Raw genomic sequence first — 17,832 nt, forward strand, 5'->3', positions numbered from 1 at the left:
CATTCTTTACACATTATAGAGAAACTTATTAACGGGTAGAATAGGACGTATTCCCTTATAAACCCCGGCAGCTATGCTATACTTGGGGTATTAAAGAATTCGAGGTGTTAGTTATGACCGAAAAAGTTATTATCGCCGGCCTAGAGCTGCCTAATCAAGACTTGGATTATGCCATGCAGGAATTAGCAGCTTTGGTTGAAGCAAACAATATGGAAGCAACCGAAAAAGTCATTCAAAAATTAGACCGTCCCAATCCAGCTACCTATTTTGGTAGTGGGAAAGTCGTTGAACTTCATGAATTAGGTACCAGCATTGATGTACAAACATTGGTCGTAAATGCGGAACTTTCTCCCAGCCAAATTCGTAATTTGGAACAAGAATCTAAGCTTTCTGTAATTGACCGTACTGGTTTAATTTTGGAAATCTTCGCTAACCGTGCAAAATCACGCGAAGCAAAACTCCAAGTAGAAATTGCCAAACTCAATTATCAGATGCCAAGATTACGAACTAGTTCGTCACAAAGGCTTGATCAACAATCGGCGGGTGATGCTGGTGGTGGTTATACCAACCGTGGTGCTGGTGAAACAAAACTCGAAATGAACCGGCGAACCATTCAGCAACGGATTAACAATTTAAATCACGAGTTGAAAGAAATGACAACTTCGTCCGCTGTTCAACGGCAAAAACGAGATCAAACTGGTTTACCCAGCGTCGCTTTAGTTGGTTACACAAATGCTGGTAAGTCCACCACCATGAATGGGTTAGTTCGGATGTATGGTGAAAGTGATGAGAAACAAGTTTTCGAAAAGAATATGCTCTTTGCAACTTTGGATACAAGTGTCCGAAAACTTACTTTTCCAGATCAAAAACAACTTTTACTTAGTGACACAGTTGGATTTGTGAGTCATCTTCCTCATCAATTGATTAAAGCATTCCGTTCCACTTTGGCAGAAGCAGCTCAAGCAGATCTTTTGGTCCAAGTGGTTGACGTTTCTGATCCCCATTTCAGAGAGATGATTCAGACCACGAACGATACTTTGCAAGAAATTGGTGTGACAAAGGCACCAATGATTGTGGCATTCAACAAAGCCGACATGGCGGGCGTAGATTTTCCAACCCTAGAAGGTAATGAAGAAATTACTTATTCTGCAAAGGATAAACGATCGCTAGTGATGTTAACCAACATGATTAAACAAAAAGTCCTTACTGGTTATCGTGAAGCCACCTTTCTAATTCCATTTGATAAAGGACAAGTTGTGGATTATCTTAATCAGCACACTAACGTTTTAAAAACAGACTACAAGGCTGAGGGGACCGAAATTACTGCGGAGTTAAGCAGTGAGGATTACCAACGTTTCCATGATTATTTGGTGGCCGAAGTCGAAGAATAAGTTCTAATACAACTACTGCAGAAAACTGTGGTAGTTGTTTTTTTGAACAAGTAACTAAAGTTTGAATGTATCAAAATCACTTCAATAACTAGTATTAAACGACTTGGTTCAAAAGCAGTAGTTTAATTGCCATCCTGCGGCTCACTTGGTCTGGAACGGGGTGCGAGTTCTTGCGGCTGATTTTTGCCACAAGAATCGACATCGTATGAAACATTGAAGTTTTCGGCACGAAAACTAACCCTTATGTGTAATAGTGGGCACGATTTGAAGCCAAGAGGAACACTTGTCTTTAAACTCGGCCTTATCCTAAGTAATGAATTACTAAGGATAATTTCCCCCTTGAGACCAATCACCTCCGGATTAAAAACGTTTGCTGCTTTAATAATGCGCAGCAACAAGATAAGTTTTTGTGGTTTCAACCTTTAGACAAATAAAAATCGTTAACTTTGAATTTGGTAAAAATACCGCGAATACCAAACTAAATAGCTAACGATTTTTTATTACTTCGTGACATTGAGGTTCTTATAATCATAGTAAATGCCTGCCGAGTTGTGCACAAGACCCTTCACATTCTGATTCCACAGTTGTGCTTGCGTACTCTGATAGATCGGGGCTACTCCTTGATCCTGCATCAAAATTTTCTCCGCTTGAATCATATCCTTAAATCGTTTCTCAGGATTAGTGGCATCGGTAGTATCAGCTTTTTCAATTGCCTTATCAAAAGCTACATTCTTCCAGCTCCCATTATTCTGCGCATTATCAGAAGTTAGAATTTGGAGAAATGAAATTGGATCGGAAAAGTCAGCCGCCCAACCTGACAGAGCTAGATCAAACTTCTTGTTGGCTTCATCAGTTAAAAATGACTTGTACGGGATATTCGTCAAAGTGATTTTAACCCCCGGCAATTTTTTCCAGTCAGATTGTAAAAACTCAGATGCTTTTTTACCCACGTCACTATCATTATTCAGTAAGTCTAAAGTTAAAGTCTTTTTGTTTTCTTCCTTCAGACCCTCTGCCATGAGTTTTTTAGCTTTCTGCAGATTATATGAAACACCTGAAGGTACGGAAGCTTCTGCAGCAAAATCTTTTCCGTTGTTGAGGTCAGTCATCAAACCGCTTGAAACAAAACCTGTTGCGGAGACAGAGCCATCAGCAAGCACCTTTCCAGTAAGTTGATCTCGGTCAATCGCCAAAGATAGTGCTTGACGAATTTTCTTATTCTTCAAAACTGTATTTTTGCTTTGGTTAAATTCAATGTATGATGTCTGTGCTAATTTACGACTCATAAAGTTTTTGTTGTTCTTATATTGGGCAACTTGACTTCCAGACAACGTTGTTTCATCCAACTTCTTGCTGTTATACAAATTCAGGCCTGTAGTTGTATCTTTAATTACCTGAAAATTCATTTGCGTGAGTTTGACACTGGTCTTATCCCAGTAATTAGGATTTTTAATCATCTTCCAACTCAAATTACTACCTGTCCACCCTTTTTGTATAAATGGTCCGTCGTAAACCATATCCTTGGAACTTGATCCGTATTTACTACCATACTTTTCAACCACTTTTTGATTTTGTGGGAAGAAACTTGGAAATCCCATCAAGAGTTTAAAATACGGAATCGGTGTATCTAAAGTAACAGTCAATTTGTACTTGCCAGTGGCTTTGATGCCTAGCGTTTTAACTGACGCTTTCTCTGCCGAAATTTTATCGGCGTTATGAATTCCTGAGTACAGGTAAGCAAACTCAGATGCCGTCTTCGGATTTACTGTTCGCTGCCAAGCATACACAAAGTCTTGCGCCGTAACTTTATCACCATTACTCCACTTTGCATCTTTTCTCAGAGTAAATATATATTTTTTTCCATTCTTCGATTCCGTTACCTGTTTCGCGATCCCTGGTAAAATCTTACTTTTGTTTCCTATCCGGTATAGTCCCTCATTAAAATTGAAAATTTGGGTTAAACTCGTGTCATCAATCGCTTTTGACGAATCAAGCGTTGTGATTTCCGTCCCCGTTGACATATTCACAACTTCTGTTTGACTGGCCTTTTTACTTCCACAACCCGCTAATGTGAGTGCGATTAAAACCCCAATTGCCGAAATTTTTAAATTATTTTGTTTTTTCATACGTTTTAACTCCCCTGTTTTTATTAACAGGATTTATTATATACACGTTTTTTGGATATTTCAACTAATATCTGAATATTTATTCATATTTTTATATTAATATGAAAATATACTCATTTCGGCGTACTAATCAGCTTCACGGGCGCATTGTTTTTGTGACCTGCAGTAAGCTTGAACGCAGCGGTCTACCAACTTGTGACTAATTCACATTTAAGTTACAATATTACTTAAATTAAATTTTAAGGAGGTTTTCTTAATGAACAATGAAAAAGACGAAGTAACCCTTAACCGGTCACTCGGCCTTTGGTCCGCACTCGCACTTGTTATCGGAACGATCATTGGTTCTGGCGTGTTTGTCCGCCAGGCCGCCGTTTTGGATGATGCAGGTTCCACCACAAATGCCATGTTAGCTTGGCTTGCAGGTGGTATCATCACCTTGACTGCTGGCCTTACCATTGCTGAGATTGCCTCCCAAATGCCTAAAACTGGTGGTCTTTACTACTATATGGAAAAAATTTACGGGAAGGTTTGGGGATTTCTCTCTGGCTGGATGCAAATCATTATCTATGGTCCGGCCATGATTGCTTCACTAGCGGCTTACCTTGGCATTCTCCTCGTTGATTTCTTTGACATGCCGCAAAACTGGACGGTGCCAATTGCACTAATTGCGGTTGTTCTCGTTGCTGGCCTTAATCTTCTTTCCAACCGATACGGTGCCACTTTTGCCATTGTCACAACAATTTGCAAATTAGTTCCTGTTATTGCACTTATTTGGTTTGGTTTATTCTATGGTAAAGAAGACGCCTTTGCACAAACTTTCTCCAGTGTTCATCAATCAGCTGGAAATTTCGGTGTGGCAATTCTGGCCACACTATTTGCTTTTGATGGCTGGATTTTGGTTGCTAACCTAGGTGATGAAATCAAGAATCCAGAAAAGCGCCTACCTCAAGCCATTACGTTAGGAATTGTATTGGTCCTTGGAATTTACATGTTAGTAAGCTTCGGCGTTTTTCGGAGCATGCCTGCCACTCAAATTCACAAACTAGGAATTGGTGCAATTCCTTATATGGCAGAAAAAGACTTTGGTGCGATTGGCGGAAAAATCTTGAGTATTGGGATCATCATTTCCATTGTGGGTTGTATGAACGGCAAAATTATGACGTTTCCGCGAATTATGTATGCCATGGCCCGCGATCATGAGTTACCCTTTGCAAAACAACTTTCATACCTCAACCGAAATACTCAGACACCGATTATCTCTGTTTTGACTACGGTCTCAATTTCGGCCATCATGATTCTCTTTTTCAACGCTGACCGGCTATCTGAATTGTGTATTTTTACCGTTTATTGTTTCTATGTCATGACCTTTGTTGGTGCGTTCCTTCTTCGCAAACGTAACCCAGATTTAAAGCGACCATTTAGCACACCACTATTTCCGTTTACACCAATTGTGGCTATTCTTGGCTCTTTGTTTGTTATTGTCAGCGAAATTCAATCTGACATTGTTGGTGTCCTCTTCTCCTTTGTATTTGTTTTAGTTGGTTTTCCAGTATATTATTACTGTAAGCATCATTATCGAAATCAAGTCTAACACTGGAGGTTCTCACATTGCTCAATAGCTATTCAGCAGATCAAAAACATAAATTTGATTTAACTTACGTTCAAGATTGTAGTGAATCGGAAAAGCATCAAATAATAGATAAATTTGGTGTTCCCGCACCTCTGCTTGAATATGTGGATGATAAGGACGAACCGGCACGCATCGAAATTGGCACGGAAAATAATTATGTCCTCATGGTTTTCTGGGCACCTATAAAAGGTTCGTCTCATTCTGAGCCAGTTTCTGTAATCTTTTATGATCATAAACTTTTTATTTTTACCAGTTCAGAAATGGAAGTCATCAATGAAACCATTGAATCGTTGTGGCAACAAAGTTATGAAAAGCGGATGGCTTTCCTTTTAGATCTTATTTTACCGATCGTGCGAAAGTATATCGGTCGTGTTTCAAAACTGGAATACCAAGCCGACCAAATTCAAAGTCATTTAAGTGCAAGAAGTAAAATGAAACATCTTGATGATTTAACTTTGATTAATCAAGATGCTGTGTACCTTCGCTCGGCTATCCAGGAAAATGCCAGTTGCTTTGAAGAAATTAAATCAATTCCACAAGGTACGGATGTCCCGTTTGATAAAAAATGTAATCGTAAATTGCATAACGTACAGTTGGAAACTAATCAAGCCGATCGAATGATTGGGCTGATTTCTGAAAGTGTTGAACAATTAAGTGACACCTTTGATCGCTTGATCAATAATAATTTGAACGAAATTATGCGATTCCTGACAATTTGGTCGCTCTTATTGGCCGTTCCCCCTATTGTCAGTGGCTTTTACGGGATGAACATGCATTTACCACTCGCTAATGGTTCATTAGCCTGGTTGGCGTCCTTAGTTCTCACTGGCATTTTGATGCTGGCCTTGCTTATTTATTTGCATAATCATCATTCCGTATAAAATTCGTATTTATTATCAAAAAAATAACCTGCCGGAGATCAAGTTAATCTCTGGTAGGTTATTTATTTTTCATCTAACAGCTGTGTCATTCAGGGGTTGGCTAAACTTATTTCGATAAGCTGTTAGATGTGACTTCAACTTTGGCCCAGTTGGAGTCCTTAGTCGCATTACTCAAACTGAAGTTCTTAACACGGTTATTAACTGCGTAAGATTGAACAACTTCAATTTCGGGAACGTAAGCAGCTTCTTTATTCATGTAATCTTGCCATTTCTTGAAGGCATTAACACGATAGCTTGTGTTAAAGGCCTTTTGTGAATCGATATCGTTCAAAAGCTTTGTATTTTCTTTTGAAACAAAACGACCCATGTTAAATGGTGCATTTTCACTATACAAGTCCATTGGTGATGGCTCGCTTGAAAGACCCCAAGCAGCTTCGAACATATCAACATCACTTGAGTTGGCTTGAACTTTTTCATAGAAGTTATTCATATCCAAGAGACGGCCGTCAGTCAATTTGACGCGAAGGCCAACCTTCTTCCATTGTTGAATATAGTTCTTAACAATAGCTTGAGTGTTAGAATTCCCCTGCATTTCAGCAAGGTGAATCGTTAACTTCTTACCTTTAGGATCAGTCCGGTAACCATCCTTACCCTTCTTATATCCAGCTTTATTCAAAAGTGCATTGGCTTTCTTAATGTTTAGAGGAAATCCTTTAGCACTCTTATCTTGATACTTAGAGAAAGCAGATGGAATAAGGGTTGTCAATCGACTACCTAAACCATAGCTAAATTTCTTCTCAACAGCATCAATATTCATAGCATAAGCAATAGCTTTACGAAGACTTGGATCAGCCATCTTTGAGTTCTTGTTCATCACATTTTTACCAGTCTTAGCATCATATTTGCCTAAGTTGAAACCAAGGTAATCATAAGATAATGCCTGTTTTCCAGTAAATGTATACCCAGAGGTGTTCTTAACCTTCCCATATGTCGAGGAGCCAAGTCCATAAGTAACATCATACTTATGTGCTTTTAAAGCAGCCGCAATAGAATCAGGTGAAACAACCTGCATATCAATTTCCTTCAACTTAGGAGTACCCTTGTAGTAGTAAGTATTTGGTACCCACTTAACAGATTCACCAGAAACTTCTTTTGCAAGTTTAAATGGTCCGAAGAACAAAGGATGTTTACGAATCTGGTCAGAACTTGCCAATTTCTTAAATGGTACATTCTTGATATAGTGATATGGTTCCGCATTTTCCCAGAAATAACCATTTCCAGAAGTCTTCATTCCAGGTTTCATGACTTTAAAGTGGATAACTACAGTGCGCTTGTTTTTAATCTGAACACCAGAAATATCTTTTGCTTTACCAGCGTGATAAGCAGCAATTCCTTTAATATTTGCAATACTCCCAGTATAATATTGAGAAGCAGTCCCTTTATTAGCTAAAACTTTATAGGCATAAGCCACATCCTGGGCAACTAAAGGCTTGCCATCTGACCATTTAACTTTTGGATTAATCTTAATAGTTGCCGTCTTAGCTTTTTGGTTAAGTTTTAAGTTAGCAGCACCACCATTAACAATCTTAAAGTTTTTATCTGTCGCAAAAAGACTTTCATTCCCATACTGCATCATGTCCGCATCTTCAACATTAGTGGTTAAAGCATTGTCCCAGATTCCTTTAAATGCGGCTGTGTTAACTTCAGCGACCTTCAAAGTACCACCCTTAATTGCTGATTTCTTTGATGAATAGCTAAGTGGCAATGTTGGTTTGCTTGAACTTGTACTTGAGGCTGACTTGCTATTTCCACAAGCTGCCAAAGTGAGTGCTGCCAATACAGCAACTGCACCTACGCTCCATTTTTTACTCATACGTATCTCCCCTTTTATGTAATTTTTTACATCATTCCTCTAGTAAAACGAATAACTCTTTTATCTCTTTAATTTGAGCATCCCTTCTCTCAGTGAATTTACAAACCTAACTACGCCGCTGCTGAGCATCGCCTGCCCGTCTTAAGGCTTGACCAATGTAACTGATACTTAGTGTCAAAACTAAAATAATAACAGCCGCCGGTAACCACACCCAAGGCTTACTACCAATGACATCTGAATCCTGCGCGTAACTAATTAAAGTTCCTAAACTAGGTGTACTGTCAGGCAGCCCAAATCCTAAGAAACTTAATCCTGTTTCAATTCCGATATTTCCTGCAAAACTTAGGGTCGTATCAACGATAATAATGGAACTTAAATTAGGTAAGACCTCCCGAAACAAAATTTTAAAATCACTGGTACCTGACGTTCGCGAAGCCGAAACATAATCACGTTTTGATTCAGCTAACGCCTTACTCCGAATTAATCGGGCGGTGCTTAGCCACATAAAGCAAGACATGATGATAATAAATGTCCAAGAATTATATTTTGGGACGATTGTGACTAACACAATGATGATCATGATTTCCGGTAAAATATTGATGAAATCGTAAATTCTCATCATCCCGTTATCCAACCAACCACCATAAAAGCCTGAAATCATACCGTAAATAATTCCAAAAAGTGATGAAATAACTGTAACCGCAAAACCAATCATAATTGAGTTTCGAGCTCCAATAACTAACATTTTCAGGCCATCACGGCCACCCTCATCAGCACCGAGAAGAAAACCATCCTGTCCAGGTTTATCATACTGGGCAAAGATATTAACATTCGTCACTTTTTCAAGATTCAAACTTGCTGCATAGATAAAAATACCTAAAATCAACACAATTGTGAAAACCAGTGAAAACATAGCCACACGATCATGGCGAAATTCTTGCCAAATCACCTTCATCGTTGAGGGAGTTTTGACAGCTTGTGTTTCCTTTGAATTTGTCATATTAGCTCCCTCCTATTTAATCCGAATTCTTGGATCAACAATACTCATAATGATGTCTGACAACAAAGTTCCAAATAATGCCAAGATTCCATAAATCATAACTAAGGCCGTGATCACTGAAAAATCACGATTACTGATTGAGTTTAGGAATAGCTGTCCCATCCCGGGATATACGAAGATCTGTTCAACGAAGACAGAACCGCCTAACAAGCCTGTAATGGAATATCCCATAAATGCAGCAATTGGCAAAAGCGAATTTCTTAGAATATGACGTGAAAACACTTTTCGCTCGGGAACACACTTTGCTCGAGCCGTTGCAACCATATCTTGATGCTTTTGATCTACAATTTCACTTCTAAGGTATTGAACGGTACTTGTCGTTGATAGTAAGGCTGTCAAAACACCAGGTAAAATCATATGATAAAGTCGACTTAGTGCATTTCCGAAAAATCCATTAGCACTCAGTGAAATGGAACCACCACTTGGAAACCACCCTAACACATAGCCAAACAACCAAAGGCCCAGAACCAAGAAAACAAACAGTGGAATGGCATACGTCACATAGTTAAAAAACATGATTCCCCGATCCAAATTTGTATCTTCGTAACGTCCCGCTAGTAATCCTAGTGGGATGGCAATTAGATAGGTTAGGATAACTGTGAACAATGACAGCCATAAGGTATTAACCGCACGACCACCAATTACGGCCATGACCGGTTCTTTGAATTGATAACTTGTTCCAAAGTCACCATGGAACATATTTACCACCCAACGAACATACTGGGTGTACCAAGGATCATACAGTCCTGCTTGAACCTTCAGCGCATGTAACTGAGAGGCATCGGTTTGCGGTGTGATGGATCCAGTAAACGGATCACCAGGCATAAACTTAGCTAGAATGAATACCAACAAACTCAAAATGACAATTTGCGGAATCATAATTACAACCCGTCGTAAAATCGTTTTCCACATAAGCTCACTCCCCCTTCACTTGATCTTCTGGCAGAGCTACCGAATGTGTTTCTGAAATCTGTTGCAATGGTAAAACTCGTCCGTTCTTGTCATAGTACCTACTTTGTTCCGTATCAAACACCTTTTCAACTTCTTTTCGATGTTTACGATGATCCTCACGTTGGTCCACGTTGATATCCGGAATTGCTGCTAACAAGCGTTTGGTATAAATATGTTGTGGATGATTATAAATATCATCCCGCGTTCCTAACTCAACGAAACGGCCACGATGCATAATCGCCATGCTGTCACACATGTGACGCACAACCCCTAAATCATGGGAAATAAACAAATAGCTAATATTGAATTGCTTTTGAATTTCTTGCATGTAATTCAAAACCTGTGCTTGAACCGAAAGATCCAACGCAGAAACAGGTTCATCAGCAATGACTAACTTAGGATTGGTACTAATTGCTCTGGCGACCCCAATTCGTTGTCGTTGACCACCTGAAAATTCAAATGGATATTTGAAAAGGTCGTCATCTCCCAAACCAACTGTATCTAGTAATTCACGAACACGATGCTTTTCTTCTGTATCACTTAATTTTTCCAAATTTCGCAAAGGTTCTGCAATAATATCGTAAATTCGTTTTTTAGGATTCAAACTTGATAAAGAATCTTGGAAAATCATTTGCACATCGCGATTGTAATGAACGGCTTTTCGTTCTCGTTTAGTCGAAACATCTTTTCCATTAAATAAAATCTGACCGGATGTTATTTTTTCCAAACCGATTATGGAACGACCAATCGTCGTTTTCCCGGATCCCGTTTCGCCGATTAATCCGTACGTTTGCCCCGGTTCAATTTCAAAATTGACACCATCAACCGCATATACATAGTCATGAATACGATTAAAAAAACCGGAACGAATTGGATAATGAACTTTTAAATCTTTAATTTCAACTAAACTCATTAGATGGCCTCCCCATTCTCAAATTTAAAACTTTGATAACAGGTACACAAAACATAGTGACCCTCTTCTGGTTCATGCATTGTTGGCTTCTTTTCATGAGCACTCTCAGGAACCCATGGAATTCTTGGTGCAAAACGACAACCATCATGTGGCATCTTTGTTAATGGTGGTACTGAGCCTTCAATCGCATACAAGCGATCTCCTGGATGATCTGCTTGTGGAATTGATTTCAGTAATGAGCGCGTATATGGATGCAATGGATGATTAAAAATTTGAGAAACACTTCCTCGTTCAACCACCTGGCCCGCATACATGACGACAACTTCATCTGCTGTATCAGCCACAACTCCAAGATCATGGGTAATTAAAATGATACCTGCATGGTTTTGTGTCTGAATCGTTCGAAGTAGATCCAAAATTTGAGCCTGTATCGTCACATCCAAAGCTGTAGTTGGTTCATCAGCAATAATTAATTCAGGTTTGCACGCAATTGCAATCGCAATAATAATCCGTTGACGCATCCCACCAGATAGCTCATGGGGAAATTGACGAGCAACACGTTCTGGATTCTCCAATCCAACTTGGTCTAATAACTCCAACACAATTTTGTGTTTCTTTTCTGCAGAATAATTTGTATGATAATCCAGCACTTCACGCACCTGATCTTCAACACGCATTAAGGGGTTCAACGCAGCTAATGGATCTTGAAAAATCATCCCCATCTCACTACCGCGTAATTTATCGAACTTTGCAGGTGAAGCACCAACTAGTTCTTCATTTTCAAACCCGATATGTCCAGAAATTTTTGTTCTTTTTAAATCATGTAGTCCAATAATACTTTTAGCCAGGGTTGTTTTTCCACAACCTGATTCACCGACAATTGCCAGAATTTCATCTTTATGTATTTTTAATGAAACATCATCGATAGCATCATAATATTCAGTCCCATGTTTGAACGCTGTGTGTAAATGATCGATCGTTAAAAGTTCTTCTCCCATACTTCGCTGACTCCTCCTTCTAGCAATTAATTAGAAAACAATTAATAAAATTAAGATTTGATAATATTATAGTTCTTCTAAATGAAAATTCAACCCTTATTTTGTATTTAACAATCAACTATGCCTTATATAAATTCGCCAAAATCCCGTTAACAATAGGAAATTTCAAATGATTAGATACAACAAAAAGACTCATAATAAATTAATATTATGAGTCTTGTTACAAAAATATGATAATATTTTTAAATTTTTACGCCAAACGTTTCTCCAAATAGTGTGACAAAATCGAAAGGAGATAACAGACCACAAAATACATCACTGCCAAGGCTAAAAACATTGGCAAAATGTAATTACTGTTTTGCCCATAGATAATCTGCGCGTGATACATCAAATCTGGCAAAACGATGATTGTTGCCAATGACGTATCCTTAATCAGTGAAATAAACTGGCTTACAATCGTTGGAATCATTTTTATCTGAGCTTGGGGTAACACAATGTGCCACATTGCTTGCCAATAAGTTAATCCATTGGCACGAGCACCCTCCATTTGGCCTGAATCTACGGCGCCAATACCACTTCGAATAATTTCCGCTAACATTGCTGACTCGAAAATACTCATTGCCAAAATGGACGACCAAATTGGATTTAAACGAATGCCAATATTTGGCAACCCAAAGTAGGTGAAGAAAATGATCAGTAACAGTGGCAAATTTCGGATTAAATCAATAACAAAACCGACAACGGCGGATAAATATTTCACCTTAATGTACCGAATCAACCCCAGAATAGCACCTAAAATATAGCTAAACACAATTGAGATGACCGAAACTTCAATTGTAATCCACAGACCCTCTAATAAATAACGGAGGTCAACCCAAGAATACGCATTAATAAAGTTTTGCATTTTTCTTCACCCCCTAATCCAATCGTTTTTCGAGATAGCGCATGTAATAACTTAACGGCATGGTGATGATTAAATACAAAACACCCACCACAAAATACGCGTTTAACGTATCAAAACTTGTAGAAGCAATTGTATTGCCTTGATACATCAAATCAAAACCAGCTACGAAGGCAAGTACAGAAGAATTCTTCACCAGATTAATAAACTGATTACCCAATGGTGGAATGACAATTCTAAATGCTTGTGGTAAAACAATGTAACGCATAGCTTGAGTGAATGTCATCCCGTTTGCGCGAGAGCCTTCCATTTGTCCAGAATCCACGGATTGAATCCCTGAACGCACCGTTTCTGCAATAAATGCCGAAGTGTAAATGGTTAGCCCAATTGTTCCGGCAGTGAACCCATTTACCTTCACAAAAAACATGGGAATGACTACGTAAAAGAACATGGTAATAACCAATAAAGGAATGTTCCGGAAAACTTCAATATAAATTCTGGCGATCACCCGTAAAGTTTTACTTGGCACCACTTCAAAAATAGCGAAAAACGATCCGATGATCAAACTAAAAAATAGGGCTAAAATACTACACAATAGGGTTTGGCCTAAACCATACAGAAGATCTTGCCAATGATTTGCGATTATACTAATCATTTTTCTGCCTCCTTATAGTCAAATCCAGCGATATTACCAAACCACTTTTTAACAATTTTGTTATACTGCCCGTTTTTACGAAGTTCTTTCAAAGCCACATTAATTTGGTTAACAAAGGATTTTTGCCCCTTATTAACTGCAATTCCATATGGCTCTTTTGTAAAGGCACCACCGACAACTTTATACCCAGGATTTTCAACTGCCATCCCTAGCAATATGCCGTTATCCGTAGTTAATGCCTTCCCTTGCCCAGATTTCAATGCCTGTAAGGCTTGGGCATAATCTTGTAATTCCAGAACCTTAGCTTTAGGCGCTACTTTTTCAAAATTAGCTACAGAATTAGCGCCAGTTACCGCCAGAACTTGGGTACCCGATACATTTAAATCTTTGACACTTTTGATTGAACTTCCCTTTTTGACCAACAATGACTGGCCGGCATTGAAATAGTGATTAGAAAAATCAACCACCTTTTCCCGATCTGGGGTAATGGTCATGGTTGCAATTACGGCATCAATATTACCGTTTTTTAACAGAGGAATTCGAGTTTGACTAGATACCTGAATAAAGCTGGCTTTACCTGAAGGTCCCAAAATTTGTTTGGTAATTGCTTTGGCCATGTCAACATCAAAACCCTTAATTTGAGAATCCTGAACATCCATCAGTCCAAACAATTTGGTATCTGCTTTAACTCCCCAGACAATCGTGTTTGTTTGCTTGGCGCGGCTCAAAACACTTTGGTTAGCAGCTTTTTTCGTCCCACAACTACTAAGTACTAAAACTAGTAAGCACAGTGAGGTGAGCAAGCCTAAATAACGTATTAATTTTTTCATGCTTAATGCCCCCTCTAGTGCTTAATAATTTTGCTAAGGAACTGACGGGCACGCTCATTTGTTGGCTGGCCATCAAAGAAACTTTCTTTAGAGTCATCTTCCAAAATCCGACCATCAGCCATAAAAATAACACGGTCTCCCACTTCACGGGCAAATCCCATTTCATGCGTAACCACCAACATGGTCATACTGGAATCGCGAGCAATATCCTTCATAACATTCAAAACATCATCAATCATTTCAGGATCCAGTGCGGACGTTGGCTCATCAAATAAAATACACTTAGGATGCATAGCTAAACTTCTCGCAATCGCAATTCGTTGTGATTGTCCACCAGATAGTTGTGCAGGATAGCTATCCGCTTTATCCGCCAAACCAACCTGATCTAAAAGCTCCATTGCCACTTTTTTATTCTCAGTTTCATTACGTTTCAAGACAATTCGCGGTGCAATCATGATGTTTTCAAGCACCGTCTTATTTTGATAGAGGTTAAAATGCTGGAAAACCATCCCGACATTTTTCCGAATCTTGTTCATATCCGTTTTTCTGTCGGCTAAATCAAAGCCATCAACGATTAATTGCCCACTATTAATAAGTTCCAGACCATTAACTGTTCGAATCAAAGTACTTTTACCTGAACCAGAAGGACCGATTAAAACCACAGTTTCTCCCGCTTCAATCGTTAAATTAATATTATGCAGTGCGTGAAATTTTCCATAGTACTTTTCGACATCGTGAAATTCGATCATTGACATTAGTCTTACCTCTTTTTCTTTCTATGTATTACGTTAGCACTCTGCGGTTGGAATACCAGAAAATTTGTGTTCATCCCCAGATTACATACTGTAATACATACTTCCATTATATCAATTTTAAAGTACAAAAAAGAACCTGTCAAAATTTTGGTCAATTCAACAGATTCCCTTTTTTATTTATCAAACAATAACCAAAATCTAGTACGATCTACGTCTTGTTTGAGTTCCATTATTATCTCGTTTTTGATACGCCATTTGAATTTTTGCAGCGTATGGTGACTCCTCGGTCATCAAGGTTGAGCGCCCGGCAAATTTACGTTGACCGCCAATCAAAACGGCCTGTGCCAGATAAAGCTGATACTGTTTTTTCGCATCAAAATAATTAGACAATCCTACACTAGCAACGTGACCGATCCGGTATAAATTCATTTGATTCATACCTGCATAAATATTTGCCTCGCCGTTTTCTTCACGGAGCTCAAAATATGGAAACGGAATTCCTTCGCCAATTGCATAAACTGCTGAATCATTTGAATCCTGCAGATGCGTAATAATTTCATCATCCGAAAGGCCTTCATAATCTGCCATTGCAAAATTATTTTGAATCATTTGTTCAGCCAACTGATTAATATTGTATACTTCGCGTTGCGTCGACTTAATTGTCGCAGGTAAAATTGTGTTTTTTTCAAAGATACCAGTTGATGGCACAATTGCGCGACGACCACGTTCATGTTGATGCAAACGTTGACGTAACTCTTCATTTTCTGAAACTTCACGTGGTTTTCCATCTAATAATTTTTCGATTTTAGGCGAAATATCAAATGGCGGTGCCTTTTTTGTGAAATAAAAAAAGATATTCATGATCAGGAAATATAGAAAAATCAGAAAAATCGCAATAAATCCTAAACCTCGCACCCAACGACCATTTTCGAAGAAACGGAAAGCCAGGTACAACATATAGAAATTACCAACAAATCCGATAATTGTATAAATCCGGTTTTTTAGTTTTAAGTTGACATTAATATACCCTAAATAGTGGTTAATCATATCAATGACTGTAAACAATTTCCATCACTCCTTCCAATTAATCGTCTGTATTATCCTGCGTTGTAGTTGTGGGGGTGCTACTACTTGACGAACTTGCTTTAGTGGTTGAACTAGCAGCACTAGACGACTGGGTAGCCGCTGAACTACTTGCCTTTTTGGCTGTAGACGCACTGCTTGAATAAGTGCTTGAAGCAGAATTTGCGGATGAACTATCCGTCGAACTACTTTGCATCGCATCAGAGCTTGACGAACTAGACGAACTACTTGGATCAGAAGAGCTACTGGAACTATCCTCGCTGGAACTACTTTCTTTGCTACTATCTGAACTTTCCTTTTTTGAAGAATCTTTATTACTCTTGCTTGATGATGAAGCCTTATTGACTGATTCTGTTTGCGCACTCACAGCTCCACCGTCTGTTGTGCCAGTCACCTTATTTACCACAACATTAGTGGCACTCAGTGCAATCAAAATACTTACAATTGCAAATGGTGTAATAAATGGTGGCGTTCGATATGCCATAGCCTCTTCTCCTCCCCTTTTTAAATGGTTAGTTAAACTTTAACAAATTCACTGTCATTTTAAAGACTAAACATTAAATCCATATTAATTCTTTAAATTTGTAAACAAAGCCTTAAACAGTCCCAATTTTTTTTGCACAATCTGCACATAAGCCGTAAAGTTCGAAGCGATGACCAGAAATTTGGTAACCCGGTAGTTGACGCTCAAAAAAATCTAAAGGACACATTTCAACTTCTTCAACCTTGCCGCAGTTGGTACAGATAAAATGATGATGATGTTGATGCGTCACATCACATTGGTATTTTACCTGAGCGTGTTCACCTTTAATAATTTGTTCCACTAAACCAATCTGTTCGAATTCCTTCAAATTACGATAAACCGTATTATGACTCATCTTCGGATAATTGGATCGCATTTGTTCATCCACTTGGGTCACATCCACATAATGATTTTCATGTTGTGCCATAATTTCAATAAGTGTCTGTCGCTGTTTCGTTATTTTAAAATGGTTTTGTTGTAAAATTTCAATGGCTTGTGCTACTTTTGTATCCATGTTTGTTCCCCTAACTTTAAATAGTAATAATTACTCTTTAGAAAGCTTATCATAATTAGCCCAAACATGACAGATTATTGATTGGCTACCGAATTTGTTAATTCTTGCATAATCACATCAATCTGTTTGCGTGCGTTTTCCCAATGATCATTTAGTATCACATGGGCTTTTCCTTTTAATTCCTGTGGCAATTGCAAATCACGCTGATATTCTTCACTTGCAATTCGTTTTTGCACCATTTCAGTATCATCGCCTCGTTTTTTCAGTCGATTGACCAAATTAGTATGATTGGAAACAGTTAAATACAAAACAACGACTTGCTCACCCAACTGTTGCTCATAAGTCACGGCACCTTTGGTATCGAGAACGATACTGACTAGCGGATTTCGTTGCCAACCAATCTCCAATCCTTCATAAGAAGAACCATAATGATAACCCGAATACACGACGTTTTCAAGATAATGGTTATCAAAAAAACTGCGATCTGTTTCAAAATAATAATCTTTTCCGTTCACTTCGCCCTTACGCGCCGGTCGCGTCGTATGCGTAATGACTTGTGGCACGCGATAATAGGTTTTTAAATAGTCACTAACTGTTGTTTTACCAGTCCCAGTTGCCCCAGTAATTACAATGATTTTATTAGTCAATTTTTTCACTCCATAAGTATATGTGTTGTCTTTTATTGTAACATGCTGTAGAATAAAAAAAAAAGTTTGATGTAAGCGATTTCTTGATTTTCTGAAATCTT

At 38.5% G+C, this 17,832-nt stretch carries 17 protein-coding genes; 3 read left to right on the forward strand and 14 right to left on the reverse strand.

What is annotated here, in order from left to right; translation table 11 throughout:
* The first annotated feature begins 113 nt into the window (after nt 1-113).
* Complete coding sequence (hflX, locus tag DD627_RS06230; protein WP_260274514.1) at nt 114-1,391, forward strand: GTPase HflX; 1,278 nt, start codon at nt 114-116, stop codon at nt 1,389-1,391.
* A gap of 500 nt (nt 1,392-1,891) precedes the next feature.
* On the opposite strand, the gene DD627_RS06235 is transcribed toward hflX, so the two are convergent.
* Nucleotides 1,892-3,517, reverse strand: a complete 1,626-nt coding sequence (locus DD627_RS06235) for a peptide ABC transporter substrate-binding protein (protein WP_260274515.1) — start codon at nt 3,515-3,517, stop codon at nt 1,892-1,894.
* A 256-nt stretch (nt 3,518-3,773) separates the two neighbouring features.
* Here DD627_RS06235 and DD627_RS06240 point away from each other — a divergent pair, with 256 nt between their 5' ends.
* Nucleotides 3,774-5,108 (forward strand): APC family permease, encoded by a 1,335-nt coding sequence (locus tag DD627_RS06240; protein ID WP_057783261.1) that lies wholly within the window; start codon nt 3,774-3,776, stop codon nt 5,106-5,108.
* Nucleotides 5,109-5,125: 17 nt separating this feature from the next.
* On the forward strand, nt 5,126-6,028 hold the full coding sequence (locus tag DD627_RS06245) for a magnesium transporter CorA family protein (RefSeq protein ID WP_260274516.1): 903 nt from the start codon (nt 5,126-5,128) through the stop codon (nt 6,026-6,028).
* 106 nt (nt 6,029-6,134) lie between these two features.
* Here DD627_RS06245 and DD627_RS06250 read toward each other — a convergent pair whose 3' ends face one another.
* The 13 genes from DD627_RS06250 to DD627_RS06310 form a co-directional block, all read right to left on the reverse strand.
* Nucleotides 6,135-7,901, reverse strand: a complete 1,767-nt coding sequence (locus DD627_RS06250; RefSeq protein WP_260274517.1) for an oligopeptide ABC transporter substrate-binding protein — start codon at nt 7,899-7,901, stop codon at nt 6,135-6,137.
* A 106-nt stretch (nt 7,902-8,007) separates the two neighbouring features.
* Nucleotides 8,008-8,901 carry an ABC transporter permease gene (locus DD627_RS06255; RefSeq protein WP_260274518.1) on the reverse strand — a complete coding sequence of 298 codons (894 nt, stop codon included), beginning with the start codon at nt 8,899-8,901 and terminating at the stop codon, nt 8,008-8,010.
* Nucleotides 8,902-8,913: 12 nt separating this feature from the next.
* Nucleotides 8,914-9,873 carry an oligopeptide ABC transporter permease gene (gene opp4B / locus DD627_RS06260; RefSeq protein ID WP_260274519.1) on the reverse strand — a complete coding sequence of 320 codons (960 nt, stop codon included), beginning with the start codon at nt 9,871-9,873 and terminating at the stop codon, nt 8,914-8,916.
* A gap of 4 nt (nt 9,874-9,877) precedes the next feature.
* A complete protein-coding gene (locus DD627_RS06265; RefSeq protein ID WP_260274520.1) occupies nt 9,878-10,825 on the reverse strand; it encodes an ATP-binding cassette domain-containing protein in 948 nt (315 codons plus the stop codon).
* A complete protein-coding gene (locus DD627_RS06270) occupies nt 10,825-11,823 on the reverse strand; it encodes an ABC transporter ATP-binding protein (RefSeq protein WP_260274521.1) in 999 nt (332 codons plus the stop codon). The genes DD627_RS06265 and DD627_RS06270 overlap by 1 nt, the downstream gene beginning before the upstream one ends.
* Before the next feature lie 250 nt (nt 11,824-12,073).
* Nucleotides 12,074-12,727: an amino acid ABC transporter permease gene (locus tag DD627_RS06275; RefSeq protein WP_260274522.1), complete on the reverse strand. Its 654-nt coding sequence runs from the start codon at nt 12,725-12,727 to the stop codon at nt 12,074-12,076.
* Nucleotides 12,728-12,740: 13 nt separating this feature from the next.
* Nucleotides 12,741-13,379, reverse strand: a complete 639-nt coding sequence (locus DD627_RS06280) for an amino acid ABC transporter permease (RefSeq protein ID WP_057783244.1) — start codon at nt 13,377-13,379, stop codon at nt 12,741-12,743.
* Nucleotides 13,376-14,209: a transporter substrate-binding domain-containing protein gene (locus DD627_RS06285; RefSeq protein WP_068807670.1), complete on the reverse strand. Its 834-nt coding sequence runs from the start codon at nt 14,207-14,209 to the stop codon at nt 13,376-13,378. Before DD627_RS06285 ends, DD627_RS06280 begins: the two co-directional genes overlap by 4 nt.
* 14 nt (nt 14,210-14,223) lie before the next feature.
* Nucleotides 14,224-14,964, reverse strand: a complete 741-nt coding sequence (locus tag DD627_RS06290; RefSeq protein WP_057783240.1) for an amino acid ABC transporter ATP-binding protein — start codon at nt 14,962-14,964, stop codon at nt 14,224-14,226.
* Between the two features lie 198 nt (nt 14,965-15,162).
* Nucleotides 15,163-16,029: a DUF6681 family protein gene (locus tag DD627_RS06295; RefSeq protein WP_260274523.1), complete on the reverse strand. Its 867-nt coding sequence runs from the start codon at nt 16,027-16,029 to the stop codon at nt 15,163-15,165.
* Between the two features lie 19 nt (nt 16,030-16,048).
* Nucleotides 16,049-16,531, reverse strand: coding sequence for a hypothetical protein (locus DD627_RS06300; protein WP_260274524.1), 483 nt, complete (start codon nt 16,529-16,531; stop codon nt 16,049-16,051).
* 112 nt (nt 16,532-16,643) lie between these two features.
* Complete coding sequence (locus tag DD627_RS06305; RefSeq protein WP_057783234.1) at nt 16,644-17,084, reverse strand: Fur family transcriptional regulator; 441 nt, start codon at nt 17,082-17,084, stop codon at nt 16,644-16,646.
* A gap of 74 nt (nt 17,085-17,158) precedes the next feature.
* The gene (locus DD627_RS06310) at nt 17,159-17,731 is read right to left on the reverse strand and encodes a guanylate kinase (protein ID WP_057783232.1); all 573 of its coding nucleotides are present in this window, start codon (nt 17,729-17,731) and stop codon (nt 17,159-17,161) included.
* Nucleotides 17,732-17,832: the final 101 nt, after the last annotated feature.

Source organism: Pediococcus sp. (genome assembly GCF_003533255.1).
Classification (GTDB): Bacteria; Bacillota; Bacilli; order Lactobacillales; family Lactobacillaceae; genus Pediococcus; species Pediococcus parvulus.

Coding starts and splice junctions, on each gene's coding strand:
- DD627_RS06255 (WP_260274518.1), bottom strand. CDS start 8,901: ATGACAAATTCAAAGGAAACACAAGCTGTCAAAACTCCCTCAACGATG.
- DD627_RS06300 (WP_260274524.1), bottom strand. CDS start 16,531: ATGGCATATCGAACGCCACCATTTATTACACCATTTGCAATTGTAAGT.
- DD627_RS06285 (WP_068807670.1), bottom strand. CDS start 14,209: ATGAAAAAATTAATACGTTATTTAGGCTTGCTCACCTCACTGTGCTTA.
- DD627_RS06305 (WP_057783234.1), bottom strand. CDS start 17,084: ATGGATACAAAAGTAGCACAAGCCATTGAAATTTTACAACAAAACCAT.
- DD627_RS06250 (WP_260274517.1), bottom strand. CDS start 7,901: ATGAGTAAAAAATGGAGCGTAGGTGCAGTTGCTGTATTGGCAGCACTC.
- DD627_RS06265 (WP_260274520.1), bottom strand. CDS start 10,825: ATGAGTTTAGTTGAAATTAAAGATTTAAAAGTTCATTATCCAATTCGT.
- DD627_RS06235 (WP_260274515.1), bottom strand. CDS start 3,517: ATGAAAAAACAAAATAATTTAAAAATTTCGGCAATTGGGGTTTTAATC.
- DD627_RS06280 (WP_057783244.1), bottom strand. CDS start 13,379: ATGATTAGTATAATCGCAAATCATTGGCAAGATCTTCTGTATGGTTTA.
- opp4B (WP_260274519.1), bottom strand. CDS start 9,873: ATGTGGAAAACGATTTTACGACGGGTTGTAATTATGATTCCGCAAATT.
- DD627_RS06275 (WP_260274522.1), bottom strand. CDS start 12,727: ATGCAAAACTTTATTAATGCGTATTCTTGGGTTGACCTCCGTTATTTA.
- hflX (WP_260274514.1), top strand. CDS start 114: ATGACCGAAAAAGTTATTATCGCCGGCCTAGAGCTGCCTAATCAAGAC.
- DD627_RS06290 (WP_057783240.1), bottom strand. CDS start 14,964: ATGTCAATGATCGAATTTCACGATGTCGAAAAGTACTATGGAAAATTT.
- DD627_RS06240 (WP_057783261.1), top strand. CDS start 3,774: ATGAACAATGAAAAAGACGAAGTAACCCTTAACCGGTCACTCGGCCTT.
- DD627_RS06270 (WP_260274521.1), bottom strand. CDS start 11,823: ATGGGAGAAGAACTTTTAACGATCGATCATTTACACACAGCGTTCAAA.